Raw genomic sequence first — 12,762 nt, forward strand, 5'->3', positions numbered from 1 at the left:
TTGCCCACGCAGAGCGGTCAATCGATCAGAAATTCGAAAAAATGAATGAAAATCCCCATCAGAACTGAGTCGCGCACCTCCGCCACCTTCACCTGACTGCATCATTTTGAAACCAAAAGGGCGCCGCCAATGACTGGCCGCGCCCTTTAAAATTGCCCTCAGATCGAGTGGGGTGTCGTTAGGCGATCAACTCACCCGCGAGCGAGTTGGCACCCGAAGAGACGATCCGCACCCGGCGCAGATCGCCGATCTCTGCATCGCAGTCGGCCACATGCACCGCGTGGAGGTAATCGGACTTGCCGACCATCTGCCCCGGAAAGCGGCCCTTCTTTTCAAACAGTACACCAAGCTCACGCCCGACCATGCTATCCTGCACTTCGCGTTGCTGACGGGTCAGCAGAGCCTGGAGCCGTTGCAATCGGTCGTCGGCTTCCTTGGGGTCCACCTGCGCGCGTTCTGCCGCTGGTGTGCCGGGACGGGTGGAGTATTTGAAGGAATAGGCGGTGCCGTATTTCACTTCTTCCACCAGATCGAGCGTCGCCTGAAAATCCTCTTCGGTCTCTTCGGGGAAGCCCACGATGAAATCGCCGGAAATCAGGATGTCGGGGCGCGCCGCGCGGATACGCTCGATCAGGCGGATATAGCTCTCGGCGGTGTGGCTGCGGTTCATCCGTTTCAGGATCTTGTCCGATCCCGCCTGCACCGGCAGATGCAGATAGGGCATCAGCTTGGCGCAAGTGCCATGGGCCTCAATGAGGTCATCCATCATGTCATTGGGGTGCGAGGTAGTAAACCGGATGCGCTCCAGCCCCTCCACCTTGTCGAGTTCCCAGATCAACTGCGCCAGCGTCATATCCCCGTTGGGGCCCGCGCCGTGATAAGCGTTGACGTTCTGGCCCAGCAGGGTGATTTCGCGCACGCCGCGCTCCACCAGATCCTCGGCTTCGCGCAGGATACGGTCCGCAGGGCGAGACACTTCGGCCCCGCGTGTATAGGGCACAACACAGAAGGCACAGAATTTATCGCAGCCCTCCTGCACGGTCAAAAACGCGGTGGGGCCGCGTTTGGCCTTGGGGCGACGCTTCAGCTTTTCAAATTTGTCTTCCTCGGGGAAATCCGTGTCGAGCACCTTTTCACCGGCACCCGCCTTGGCTTCCATCTCGGGCAGACGATGATAGCTCTGTGGGCCGACCACCAGATCCACCAACGGCTGACGACGCATGATTTCCTCGCCCTCGGCCTGCGCCACACAACCCGCCACGCCGATCTTCAGATCGGGCTTCTCCGCCTTCAGACCTTTGAACCGCCCCAGTTCGGAATAGACCTTCTCTGCGGCCTTTTCGCGAATGTGGCAGGTGTTCAAAAGGATCATATCCGCATCATCAGGGGTTTTGGTCTCCACATAGCCCTGACCGCCCAGCGTTTCCGCCATGCGTTCACTGTCATAAACGTTCATCTGACAGCCATAGGTCTTGATGTAGAGTTTCTTGGGCGCGGACATGACGTGAGCTACCTTTTTCGGGGTGGGCCAAGGCGGATTGAACAGCGGCTGCGCATAGCGCGAATTGAGGCCGCTTGCAATGGCAGGGCAATTACCCGATTTTATCTGCAAAGACCAGAAGGCGCTCGGTGAAAGACCCAGAGCAGAGCATGAGGACAGCCCCGATGATATACGGCGCGCTGGAGGATTTCCTTCAGACCGGCAAGCCCATTCTGGCCAAAGGGCCGGTGGCACTGATTTTTGCAGAGGATGAGGTGGAGATCGGCACCACCCTGCGCCACCATCTGAATTGCGGCTTCACATCGGTTGTCGCCTTGATGCCCGACGCGTTTGATGTGCCTTCGGATGTGGAGGACCTGATCCACCGCGTGCCCTACGACTGCACCAGCGCGGACGCGGTCATCACAGCCGTGAACCGCATTATTGCCGCAGCCACTCCGGGGTGCTGGCTCTATTATTGCTATAATGGCGAGTATCTTTTCTATCCGTTTTGCGAGACCCGCACCGTGCGCGAGATGCTGGCCTTTCACACCGAAGAACGGCGTGATGCGATGCTGACTTATGTAATTGATATCTATGCAGGAGATCTGGACGCGCACCCAAGTGCGGTTTCGATCGAGGATGCCTGTCTGGACAAATCCGGCTATTACGCTCAAGGGCGCAGTGATCCCGAGACAGGCCATCCAAGGGACCGCCAGTTGGATTTCTTTGGCGGTATCCGCTGGCGGCATGAGGAGCACATCCCCGAAGCCAGCCGCAAAATCGACCGGATTGCGCTGTTTCGTGTCAAAAAGGGGCTGCAGCTCCAGGAGGATCACACGTTCAACGATCAGGAATATAACACCTATGCCTGCCCATGGCATCACAACCTGACCGCTGCGATCTGCTCATTTCGCGCCGCCAAAGCGCTGAAACGAAATCCGGGATCGACCTTTGATATCAAGAGCTTCAAGTGGCACAACTCGGCACCATTCGAATGGCATTCGCGCCAACTTCTGGATCTGGGCCTGATGGAACCGGGGCAATGGTTCTGACACGACGCTAAAGCCTGTTTTCAGCTTTTCAGAAATATCTCGGGGGTGAGGCGCGCGAGCGCCGAGGGGGCAGCGCCCCCAATTCACGCACCGTCCAAATTTCAGCTAAGCTCTGCTTTCTTGCGCAGGCGGATCACCACATCGACCGACGCAATCTCCATCCCTTCGGGGGGTTGCGGCAGGGATTGGATGACCAGCTCCTCGGACGGGGCATCCGAAACCCGGCCCTCGCCCTCCCAATAGTAGTGGGGGTGGTCATGCACATTGGTGTCGAAATAGCTTTTGGAGCCATCGACCGTGATTTCCTGCAAAACACCCGCATCACAAAACGCCCTGAGCGTATTATAGACCGTGGCCAGCGACACGGCGGCCCCGTCATCCTTGGCGGCGTCAAACAGGCTCTCTGCGGTTACGTGGCGGTGCTGTCCATCGCCAACGAGGAGAGCAGCCAGCGTCACACGCTGGCGGGTCGGGCGAAGGCCCGCTTCCATCAGCCACTTGTTGGCATTCTCTTCATGGGTCGGTGTCATGTCACCTTCCTAGCGTTCATTGCGACCTCAGGCTTATATCGCATCATATTGCCCTTTTTCAAACGGATTTGCAAAAATCGCTTTCGTATATTGGGCCGCGTTGCACAGAACCCGCCCTTGGGCCGCCTTTGCACCTGCGGCGACGTGCTCCCCTTGCAGGATATGTAAACGCGGTGCTAATGGGAGCGGTGAACCTATATCAGACCTCACAGGCAGGAGTTGCCCCGCATATGACCCAGTATCCCAGCAGCTTTGACAAGGAAGACCTGCTTAAATGTGCAAGAGGCGAGCTGTTCGGACCCGGCAATGCGCAGCTGCCCGCGCCGCCCATGCTGATGATGGACCGCATCACCGAAGTGAGCGCCGATGGCGGTGAGCATGGCAAGGGCCATATCCTCGCAGAATTCGACATCACCCCGGACCTGTGGTTCTTTGACTGCCACTTCCCCGGCAACCCGATCATGCCCGGCTGCCTTGGTCTTGATGGCTTGTGGCAGCTCACCGGCTTCAACCTCGGCTGGCGTGGCTGGCAAGGGCGCGGCTATGCGCTTGGCGTTGGTGAGGTCAAACTGACCGGCATGGTGCGCCCGGATCGCAAAATGCTGACCTATCGCGTCAATTTCACCAAAGCTGTACAGACCCGCCGCTTGACCATGGGCGTCGCAGACGGGATCGTGGAAGCGGATGGAGAAGTGATTTATCAGGTTAAGGATATGAAGGTGGCCCTCTCCGAGAACTGATCCACGCTCGGGATCAGCTTGGGGCTTCGGGCCCATGATGCGGGGTGCGCCCCCTTCACACCAGTTACAGGAGTACGCAACATGCGTCGCGTCGTCGTCACCGGCTTGGGGATCGTCTCCTCGATCGGGAACAATGCCGAGGAGGTCATCGCCTCCTTGAAGGCCGGGAAATCCGGCATTGTCGCCAGCGAAGAGATGGCCGAACATGGCTTTCGCAGCCAGATCGCGGGCACGCTGAAAATTGATCCGGCCGAGCATGTGGACAAGCGAACCCTGCGGTTCATGGGTCCGGGTGCCGCCTATGCCCATATCGCCATGAGCCAGGCGATTGCGGATGCGGGCCTCTCGGACGATCAGGTCGTCAACGAGCGCACTGGCCTGGTGGCCGGCTCGGGCGGGCCATCGACCTCGTCGATGCTGACCGCACATCAGACCGTGCTGAAAACCGGCGCAACCAAGCGCATCGGCCCCTTTGCGGTGCCGAAATGCATGTCCTCGACGATCTCGGCAAACCTTGCGACCGCGTTCAAGATCAAGGGCATCAACTACTCGATCACCTCCGCCTGCTCCACTTCGCTGCATTGCATCGGCAACGCGGCTGAGCAGATCATGATGGGCAAGCAGGACGTGATGTTTGCCGGTGGTGGCGAGGAGCTGGACTGGACCCTGTCCTGTCTGTTTGACGCCATGGGCGCGATGTCCTCGAAGTTTAACGACACGCCGGAAAAAGCCTCCCGTGCGTTCGATCAGGACCGCGATGGGTTTGTGATCTCCGGTGGTGGCGGCATCGTGGTGCTTGAGGATCTGGAGCATGCGCTGGCGCGTGGGGCCAAGATCTACGCCGAAGTGACCGGCTTTGCCGCGACCTCCGACGGTCACGACATGGTGGCCCCCTCTGGCGAGGGCGGCGAGCGCGCGATGCGTCTGGCGCTGCAAACCCTGCCCGAAGGCCGCAAGGTTTCCTATATCAACGCGCATGGCACCTCGACGCCGGTGGGCGATGTGGGCGAGGTTGAGGCCGCACGCCGTGTATTCGGTGCAGGCAATGTGCCGCCGATCTCCTCGACCAAATCCATGACCGGTCACGCACAGGGTGCCGCCGGCGCGCTGGAGGCGATCTTCTGCCTCTTGATGCTGGACAATGATTTCATCACGCCGTCCATCAACGTCGAGACCCTCGCAGAGGGCATCGAGGAGGGCGAAGTGGCCACGCAATATGTAGAAAACGCAGGGCTCGACAGTGTCATGACCAACAGCTTCGGCTTTGGTGGCACCAACGGGTCCATGGTTCTGAGCAAGTACAAGGATTGACGACCGTGACAGGAGTATTGGCCGGCAAACGGGGCCTGATCATGGGGGTGGCAAACGACCGCTCCATCGCCTGGGGGATCGCCAAGGCGATGCATGAGGCAGGGGCCGAGCTGGCCTTTACCTATCAGGGTGAAGCCTTTGGCAAACGTCTGGAGCCGCTCGCGGCCTCTGTAGGCAGCGATTTCATGGTGGATGTGGATGTCACCGATGATGCCTCGCTCGACACCGCGTTCGAACAGCTGAGCGCGCGCTGGCCGACGATTGATTTCCTCGTTCACGCGATTGCCTATTCGGACAAGACCGAACTCACCGGCCGGTTCATCAACACCAGCCGCGCGAACTTCAAGAACTCCATGGATATCTCCGCCTATTCCTTCATCGAGGTGGCGCGGCGCGCCTATCCGTTGATGCAGGAAAACGGCGGCGGCACCATGATGACGCTGACCTATGGTGGCTCCAACCGGGTGACGCCGAACTACAATGTGATGGGTGTGGCCAAGGCCGCGCTGGAAAGCGCCACGCGCTATCTGGCCAATGACCTCGGCCCCGATGGCATCCGCGTCAATGCGATCTCTCCCGGCCCGATGAAAACGCTCGCCGGGGCTGCGATCGGTGGTGCGCGCAAGACCTACAAGCACACCGAGCAGAACGCCCCCTTGCGGTCCAATGCGACCCTTGAAGCGGTGGGCGGCACAGCGGTCTATCTGGCCTCGGACGCAGGAGCCTACACCACGGGTGAGATCATCCGCGTCGATGGCGGCTTTCACATCCTTGGTATGCCGCAACAAGAACACCTCTGATTTCAATTATAATTCAGACTGTTAAGGCACCCTTCGGGGTGCCTTTTCTTTTTGTCGCAGGTCGTTTTGGATATCGGCTCTTTTATTTTATACCGAATCGCATAATAAAAAGCGAACCTTTCAAGACAGGATACTTTCGATGCTTCTCACTGACCTCGTCACCCCGCCCGACACGGCCCTTTGCACCGCCGCCGAAGAGATGGTGCGCATGGCAAGCGATCCCTTCCTTTATAACCATGTCAGCCGCTCATATGTGTTTGGCGCGCTGGCGGCGCGCGCGACGGGCACGCAATATGACCCGGAGCTGTTTTACATCGCCGCCATGCTGCATGATCTCGGCCTCACAGAAACCTATATGGCGGAGGATCGGTTTGAGGTGGACGCCGCCGATGCCGCCGCCACGTTCCTTGCGGCACAAAACGTCGAGCAATCGCGCATTGACCGGGTCTGGGACGCGATTGCTCTGCACACGACGTTTTCGATCCCGCAGAAGAAATCGCCCGAGGCCGCGCTGGTGCAGATCGGTGCGGGGCTGGACGTGGGCGTTATCCCACATGACCACATCACGCCGGAGGTGATGGAACAGGTGCTTGACGCCTACCCCCGTCTGGGGTTCAAAAAGGCCATGGAACAAGCGCTCACCCGGATCTACAAAGCCAAGCCCATGACAGCGATGCATAATTTTGGCGCCGATGTGGCCCATCGCCATGTGCCGGGCTTTCACCAGCCGCATTTCTGCGATGTGCTGCACGGGGCGGATTTCCCCGAATGAGCAAGGCGGGGCAGACACGCGGTCGGGGCCGTCCGCGCAAGTTCGATGAACGCGCGGTACGGCAGACCATCATGGAGGTCTTCTGGCAGAAGGGCTATGCGGCCACCTCGCTGGATGACCTCTCCAAGGCCACCGGCCTTGTCCGCCCCAGCCTTTATGCCGCCTTTGGCAACAAGGAAGAAATGTTCCTGCGCGCGATGGATGATTTTGTCATCCGCGTGCAGGGCGATCTGAACCGTCAGGTGCCTCGCGATGCCTCGCCCGAGGACGCCCTGCGGATCATCTATACCACCATGCTGGAAATCTACAGCCGGGCACAGGCGCGAGGCTGTCTGGTATTCTCCACTGCCGTGGCAGAAGCCCCCACCCACCCGGAGATTCGCAGCCGCCTGGCCCAGCGCCTCGTGCAAACCGATGCTCAGTTTCGTCGCCTGTTTGACCACACCGCGCCGGACGCACCAGAGGGCGCGAGACAAGCCGCCGCAGAAATGGCCGCCGCTGTACTGCACTCCCTTGGACTGCGGGTGCGGGCGGACGCAGAGGCAGATGACGTGCATGGATTTATCGCAAACGCGGCCCGTTCCATCGCTGCCGGGCTGACACCCTAAGACGCACAAGACATTCCTGCGCGGGCGGTGTATGGGTGTTGACCCTGCCCCCTTCTTTGCCTTGAATATGAGCCATGGTTCAATCCTCCCTGCCCTTCCCCCTCGTTGAAGGTCGCGCCCATGAGGTCTGCGGCGCGGGGGCTTATAGCTTTGCTTTTGCACTGGCCGCCGCGCGCGGTGGGCAGGTGCTCTGGGTGCGCGAAACATGGGAGGTGGCGCGAATCAATCCGGATGGGTTCGCCGCTTTTATGGACCCGGCCGACCTGCTGCTGTGCAACGCCCAGAGCCAGATCGAAGCCCTTGCCGTGACAGAGGAGGCTCTGCGCTCCGGTGCGGTGGCGCTGGTCATCGTGAGCCTCACAAAACCGCTGGGCCTCACCGAAGGGCGGCGGTTGCAACTGGCTGCGAAAGAAGGCAAATCCATCGCTCTCGCCCTGATCCCAGAGGGTATGGGCAGCAATGCCGCCGAAACCCGCTGGCGCTGCATCCCGCATTTTGACGCCGATGATCGCGCCGGGGACTCGACTCTGCAGCGGTGGGAGCTTATAAAGAACAAATCGGGAACATTGGGTGTCTGGTATGTTCGATGGGATAGAGCGTCGCGTCGTCTCGCTATGGTTTCCCCGGCTGGCAAGTGACCGGGCGTTACGACTGAATCCGATTGATGGTCCCTTTGCCCTGACCCTCAAAGAGAACAACGCCAACCGGATTTATTGCCTCAATGCCGCGGCCGAGGCGCAGGGGCTTCATAAGGGTATGACCTATTCTGACGCGCGCGCCTTTTGCCCGGACCTGCGCAGCCACGTGGCGCGCCCGCCAGAGGATCAGCGGTTTCTGCAGGGGCTGCGCCGCTGGGCCACACGCTATTGCCCGTGGGTTGGGCTGGAGGGGGAGGACGGGCTGGTGCTGGACATCACCGGGTCAACCCATCTCTTTGGGGGTGAGGACGCCATGCTGGCACAAATGCGCAATCGACTGGCCCGCGCGGGAATGACGGTGCGGATCGGCTTGGGCGACACCCGCGGGGCCGCATGGGCGCTGGCCCGTCACGGCGAGGGGATCGCCCCCGCAGGTGCGATGTTAGACGCCATCGGTTCCCTGCCGGTTGCTGCGCTGCGCTTGGGTGCGGACACCTCGGTTGCGTTGCAGCGTCTGGGGATACGCAAGATCAGCGAACTGGCCGCAACGCCGCGCGCGCCTCTGACCCGCCGTTTTGGCCCCGCCGCGCTGATGCGGCTGGATCAGGCCCTTGGGGACCAGCCAGAGGAGATCAGCCCACAAGCGGAACCACCTCATTACGGCGTGCGCCTGACCTTGCCCGAACCCATCGGCCTGATCGGGGATGTCATGGCGGGTATCCAGCGACTGCTGGGGCAGCTTTGCCCCAAATTGCAGGCGCAAGAGGTCGGTGCGCGCAGGCTCTGCGTGACGCTGGGGCGCGTGGACCGTGACAGTCAGCAGGTTGAGTTGCGCCTTGCGCGCCCCTTGCATGACCCGCACCGCATCCTGCCCCTGTTCGAGCGCGGGCTGAAGGATCTGGACGCGGGGTTTGGCATCGAGCGTCTGCGCCTTGAGGCAACCGTGGTGGAACCGCTGCCCGCCCGGCAGATCAACCATGTGTCCGCCGGGCGCAAGGATAAGCTGGATGACTTGATCTCTCGTCTTGGCACGCGGGTTGGGCTGGAAAACATCCAGCGGTTCCTGCCCGCTGACAGCCACATCCCAGAGCGCAGTTTCATCATCTCACCCGCTGCCTATTCAGAACCTGCGCGTCATTGGTGCCCGGCCCGCCCGCGCCCGGTTGTACTCTTTGCGCCGGAACCCATTGCAGGGCGTACGCCGCATCCGCCCCAACGATTTCGCTGGCGGCGTATGGCGCTGACCACCGGACGCGCCATAGGCCCCGAACGCATCTGCCCCGAGTGGTGGCTGGAGGATGAGGCGTGGCGCAGCGGGCTGCGCGATTATTGGCGGGTGGAGACCCAAGAAGGGCGCAGGCTGTGGCTGTTTTTTACGCCGCAAGCCCCGGGCTGGTTTGTGCAGGGGGAGTTCGCCTGATGGAACCCAACCGAACCCACCGCCCGGTCGAAGCCTTTAGCCCGGAGAGGTTGCGCACTCAGCAGACCGGCCCCGGCTATGCCGAGCTGTGCGTGACCAGCAACTTTACCTTTCTGACCGGGGCCTCCCACCCCGAAGAGTTAATGACACGCGCAGCCGAGCTGGGACTGGCGGCCATTGCGATCACCGATCGCAACTCACTGGCCGGGGTAGTGCGCGCATGGAGTGCCCTGAAAGAACTGCGGCGTGAGGCGGAGGCGGGTGTTCAGATCCGCTCGCACCAACGCATTGATTCTTCCTCACGACAAGACATTGGCAACGCCGCCACGCTCGAAAAACCAGCCACCCCGATACTGCCCAAGCTGATCGTCGGCTGTCGTCTGGTGCTGCGCGACAGCCAGACCGACTGGATCGCCCTGCCCCGCGACCGCACCGCCTATAGCCGCCTGACCCGGCTTTTGACCCTTGGAAAAAGGCGCGCGCCCAAAGGTGAATGCCATCTGGACACCAAGGATCTGATGGCGTCCTGTCGTGGCATGACCTTGATTGCCCTGCCGCAAGCGGAGCTGAAGACGGCCACTCCTGACATTCGCAGGATGCAACAGGCCTTTCCGCATCATGTGTTTCTGGGGGCAGCCCCGCGTTATGATGGCAGCGATCAGGCCTATCTGGCTGCCTGCGCGCATACTGCACAGGTCACAAGCGCGCCCATGGTTGCGGTGGGGGATGTGCTGATGCACCGCGCCAGCCGCAGGCCGCTGGCGGATGTGCTGACCTGTATGCGCGAACATATCACCATTGATGAAATCGGCAGCCGCGCCTTGCTGAATTCCGAGCGCCGCCTCAAGGCAGGCGCGGATATGGCCCGGCTGTTTCGCGCCCACCCCGCTGCCCTGCGCCGCACATTGGAGATCGCAGACACATGCAGCTTTGATCTCGGCGAGCTGTCCTATGATTACCCCCATGAAATTGTTGACGGGGAAACCCCGCAGGTGCGGCTCGAACGGCTAGCCGCTGAGGGGCTGAAGCGGCGCTATCCTGACGGGCCGTCAGAGAAGGCCATTACTCTTATGAAAAAGGAGCTGAACCTCGTCGCAGATCTGGGCTTTGCCGCCTATTTTCTGACCGTGCATGACATCGTGCAATACGCCAGATCGCAAAACATCCTGTGTCAGGGGCGCGGATCAGCAGCGAATTCGATCCTGTGCTATCTGCTCGGCATCACCGACGTCAGCCCCGATATGATCACCATGGTGTTTGAGCGGTTTGTCTCGCGATACCGGGGCGAGCCGCCAGATATCGACGTGGATTTCGAACATGAACGCCGCGAAGAGGTGATCCAGTGGATCTACCAAAAATATGGCCGCGAGCGTGCGGGGCTTTGCGCCACCGTGATCCATTTCCGTTCTCGGGCCGCCATCCGCGAGGTCGGCAAGGTCATGGGCCTGTCACAGGATGTCACGGCGGGTCTCTCGGGGCAAATCTGGGGCATGAGCAACGGCGGCGTTGACCTGAAACGCATCGAAGAACTGGGCCTCAACATTCAGGATCGCCGCCTGATGCAGACCATCCGGCTGATCGGCGACATCATCGGTTTTCCCCGGCATCTGTCCCAACATGTCGGCGGCTTTGTCATCACCAGAGGACGGCTGGACGAGCTGGCCCCGATTGAGAACGCCGCGATGGAAGATCGCACCGTGATCGAATGGGACAAGGACGACATCGACGCGCTTGGTATCCTGAAGGTCGACGTGCTGTCGCTCGGCATGCTGACCTGTCTGCAAAAGGCATTTGCCCTGTTGCAAACGCATGAGGGAGAGACATGGTCCATTGCCTCGGTCCCACAAGGGGATAAGCCCACCTATGACATGCTGTGCCGCGCAGATGCGGTGGGGGTCTTTCAGGTGGAAAGCCGGGCGCAGATGAATTTTCTGCCCCGGATGCGGCCGCAGGAATTTTACGATCTGGTGATCGAGGTGGCAATTGTACGCCCCGGCCCCATTCAGGGCGATATGGTTCAGCCCTATATCCGCCGCCGCCATGGCCTGGAGGAACCCGAGCCCTTTGGCCCGGAGCTGGAACAGGTCACCAAACGCACCTTGGGCGTTCCGCTGTTTCAGGAACAGGCCATGCAAATCGCCGTGGTCGGTGCGGGCTTCACCCCAGAAGAAGCCGACCACCTGCGCCGCTCGCTCGCCTCCTTTCGGCGGATGGGCACCATTGGCACGTTTCGGGACAAATTCATCAATGGCATGCTGGATAAAGACTACGCGCCAGAGGTCGCCGCGCGCTGTTTTTCTCAGATCGAAGGGTTTGCCGACTATGGCTTTCCCGAAAGCCACGCCGCCGCCTTTGCCATGCTGGCCTATGTCTCGGCCTGGCTCAAATGCCATTATCCAGCGGTCTTTGCCTGCGCGCTTTTGAATTCACAGCCAATGGGGTTTTACGCCCCGGCCCAGATCGTGCGCGATGCCCGCGAACATGGGGTCGAGATCCGGCCCATCTGCGTCAATGCATCAAATTGGGACAACCAACTGGAGCGCCGCCCCGATGGCGCGCTGGCCCTGCGGCTGGGATTTCGCCAGATCAAAGGGTTTCGCGAAGAGGATGCAGGCTGGATCACCGCGGCACGCGGCAATGGCTATCCTGATCCGGACACGCTGTGGCTCCGGGCTGGGGTGCGTCCCGACGTGTTGACACGGCTGGCCGAGGCGGATGCGTTTGCAGACATGGGGCTCACGCGCCGCGATGCTCTGTGGCAGGTCAAGGCCATTCGCAGCCCACAGCCACTGCCCCTGTTTAACGATCCGATTGATGGTGAGAGTATCTCTGAGCCATCGGTTGATTTGCCCGTGATGCATCTGGGCGAAGAAGTGGTAGAGGATTACGTGGCCACGCGGCTGACCTTGCGCGCGCATCCGATGGAATTGCTGCGCCCCTCCTTGCCGGGTCTTACCCCGCATGCGGCGCTGCAGACGGTGCCGCTGGGGCGTCACACGGTCTGCGGTCTGGTGATCACCCGTCAGCGGCCGGGCACCGCATCCGGCGTTATCTTCCTGACGTTGGAGGATGAAACCGGAGTCAGCAATATTGTCGTCTGGCCCAAGGTCTATGAGCAATACCGCCGCATCGTGATGGGCGGGCGGTTGTTGCAAGTGCGCGGATATCTGCAACGCGAAGGGATTATCGTGCATCTGATCGCGCAGGAAATTACCGACATGTCGTACCGTCTCTCGGATCTTGGCCATCCGCTGGATGAGGCTATTGGCATCACCCAACCTCAGGCCGATGATGCCCCACGCTCCAGACAGGTCACGTCAAGCGCACGCCACCCGCGTGAACAGGCCAAACGGTTGTTTCCAAGCCGGGACTTTCATTAAGCGCCCAAAGGGCTGCCCCGGAATTTCC

11 protein-coding genes are annotated in these 12,762 nt (G+C 60.8%); 9 read left to right on the top strand and 2 right to left on the bottom strand.

Annotated features, from left to right (window positions below; all coding sequences use genetic code 11):
• Positions 1-178: 178 nt before the first annotated feature.
• Positions 179-1,501, bottom strand: a complete 1,323-nt coding sequence (gene miaB / locus K529_RS18195) for a tRNA (N6-isopentenyl adenosine(37)-C2)-methylthiotransferase MiaB (RefSeq protein WP_005618470.1) — start codon at positions 1,499-1,501, stop codon at positions 179-181.
• Between the two features lie 164 nt (positions 1,502-1,665).
• On the opposite strand from miaB, the gene K529_RS18200 reads away from it, so the two are divergent.
• Positions 1,666-2,535 (top strand): glycosyltransferase family protein, encoded by an 870-nt coding sequence (locus K529_RS18200; protein WP_005618467.1) that lies wholly within the window; start codon positions 1,666-1,668, stop codon positions 2,533-2,535.
• 101 nt (positions 2,536-2,636) lie between these two features.
• Here the strand turns inward: K529_RS18200 and irrA are convergent, their stop codons facing one another.
• Positions 2,637-3,065: an iron response transcriptional regulator IrrA gene (irrA, locus tag K529_RS18205; RefSeq protein ID WP_005618464.1), complete on the bottom strand. Its 429-nt coding sequence runs from the start codon at positions 3,063-3,065 to the stop codon at positions 2,637-2,639.
• Positions 3,066-3,295: 230 nt separating this feature from the next.
• Between irrA and fabA the strand changes: the two genes are divergently transcribed.
• The 8 genes from fabA (at position 3,296) to K529_RS18245 (ending at position 12,734) form a co-directional block, all read left to right on the top strand.
• Positions 3,296-3,805, top strand: a complete 510-nt coding sequence (fabA, locus tag K529_RS18210) for a bifunctional 3-hydroxydecanoyl-ACP dehydratase/trans-2-decenoyl-ACP isomerase (protein WP_005618461.1) — start codon at positions 3,296-3,298, stop codon at positions 3,803-3,805.
• 81 nt (positions 3,806-3,886) lie between these two features.
• Complete coding sequence (gene fabB / locus K529_RS18215) at positions 3,887-5,116, top strand: beta-ketoacyl-ACP synthase I (RefSeq protein WP_046002567.1); 1,230 nt, start codon at positions 3,887-3,889, stop codon at positions 5,114-5,116.
• A 5-nt stretch (positions 5,117-5,121) separates the two neighbouring features.
• A complete protein-coding gene (locus K529_RS18220) occupies positions 5,122-5,916 on the top strand; it encodes an enoyl-ACP reductase FabI (protein ID WP_005676343.1) in 795 nt (264 codons plus the stop codon).
• Positions 5,917-6,055: 139 nt separating this feature from the next.
• Entirely contained in the window at positions 6,056-6,688 is a 633-nt protein-coding gene (locus K529_RS18225) for an HD domain-containing protein (protein WP_005676341.1), read from the top strand.
• Positions 6,685-7,296, top strand: a complete 612-nt coding sequence (locus K529_RS18230) for a TetR/AcrR family transcriptional regulator (protein WP_005676338.1) — start codon at positions 6,685-6,687, stop codon at positions 7,294-7,296. Before K529_RS18225 ends, K529_RS18230 begins: the two co-directional genes overlap by 4 nt.
• A 74-nt stretch (positions 7,297-7,370) precedes the next feature.
• Positions 7,371-7,934, top strand: coding sequence for an ImuA family protein (locus K529_RS18235; protein ID WP_005676335.1), 564 nt, complete (start codon positions 7,371-7,373; stop codon positions 7,932-7,934).
• Positions 7,876-9,354: a Y-family DNA polymerase gene (locus K529_RS18240; RefSeq protein ID WP_198528111.1), complete on the top strand. Its 1,479-nt coding sequence runs from the start codon at positions 7,876-7,878 to the stop codon at positions 9,352-9,354. Before K529_RS18235 ends, K529_RS18240 begins: the two co-directional genes overlap by 59 nt.
• Positions 9,354-12,734: an error-prone DNA polymerase gene (locus K529_RS18245; protein ID WP_046002566.1), complete on the top strand. Its 3,381-nt coding sequence runs from the start codon at positions 9,354-9,356 to the stop codon at positions 12,732-12,734. Before K529_RS18240 ends, K529_RS18245 begins: the two co-directional genes overlap by 1 nt.
• The last annotated feature ends 28 nt before the right edge of the window (positions 12,735-12,762 follow it).

It is taken from the genome of Tritonibacter mobilis F1926 (genome assembly GCF_000376545.2).
Taxonomy (GTDB): Bacteria; Pseudomonadota; Alphaproteobacteria; order Rhodobacterales; family Rhodobacteraceae; genus Epibacterium; species Epibacterium mobile.

Bases quoted from the DNA above. Each gene is read 5' to 3' on its own strand.
- fabB (WP_046002567.1), top strand. From the start codon at position 3,887: ATGCGTCGCGTCGTCGTCACCGGCTTGGGGATCGTCTCCTCGATCGGG.
- K529_RS18235 (WP_005676335.1), top strand. From the start codon at position 7,371: ATGGTTCAATCCTCCCTGCCCTTCCCCCTCGTTGAAGGTCGCGCCCAT.
- miaB (WP_005618470.1), bottom strand. From the start codon at position 1,501: ATGTCCGCGCCCAAGAAACTCTACATCAAGACCTATGGCTGTCAGATG.
- irrA (WP_005618464.1), bottom strand. From the start codon at position 3,065: ATGACACCGACCCATGAAGAGAATGCCAACAAGTGGCTGATGGAAGCG.
- K529_RS18225 (WP_005676341.1), top strand. From the start codon at position 6,056: ATGCTTCTCACTGACCTCGTCACCCCGCCCGACACGGCCCTTTGCACC.
- K529_RS18200 (WP_005618467.1), top strand. From the start codon at position 1,666: ATGATATACGGCGCGCTGGAGGATTTCCTTCAGACCGGCAAGCCCATT.
- fabA (WP_005618461.1), top strand. From the start codon at position 3,296: ATGACCCAGTATCCCAGCAGCTTTGACAAGGAAGACCTGCTTAAATGT.
- K529_RS18245 (WP_046002566.1), top strand. From the start codon at position 9,354: ATGGAACCCAACCGAACCCACCGCCCGGTCGAAGCCTTTAGCCCGGAG.
- K529_RS18230 (WP_005676338.1), top strand. From the start codon at position 6,685: ATGAGCAAGGCGGGGCAGACACGCGGTCGGGGCCGTCCGCGCAAGTTC.
- K529_RS18240 (WP_198528111.1), top strand. From the start codon at position 7,876: ATGTTCGATGGGATAGAGCGTCGCGTCGTCTCGCTATGGTTTCCCCGG.